General features: G+C 63.2%; 1 rRNA gene. It reads left to right on the top strand.

Features of this window, described 5'->3' with window-relative positions:
- Window positions 1–155 precede the first annotated feature (155 nt).
- Window positions 156–250, top strand: a 5S ribosomal RNA gene (gene rrf / locus ACLBYB_RS33635); the annotation flags it as partial.

The raw sequence follows: 250 nt of genomic DNA, 5'->3' as shown, positions 1-250 counted from the left end.
GTCCGGACTGGTTCGGCAGCCGAAAAGGCTGGCGAAGCCAGAGACACACGAAACAAGAAGACCCGCAGCGCCAGACGCTGCATGCTTGCCGAACTGAGCACTCGCCGTCGCAGCACCCTGCGCCGCCCAGTGCCAAACAAGTTGCGATGCGCCGGTCTGGTGGCCTGAGCGGCGTGCCCAGAACCCGATCCCATCTCGAACTCGGCCGTTAAACACGCCAGCGCCTATGGTACTGTGTCTCAAGACACGG

This window comes from Methylobacterium sp. D54C, from assembly GCF_053345595.1.
Note: the sequence above shows the minus strand (reverse complement) of the source record. Positions and strands in the feature narration are given on the sequence as shown.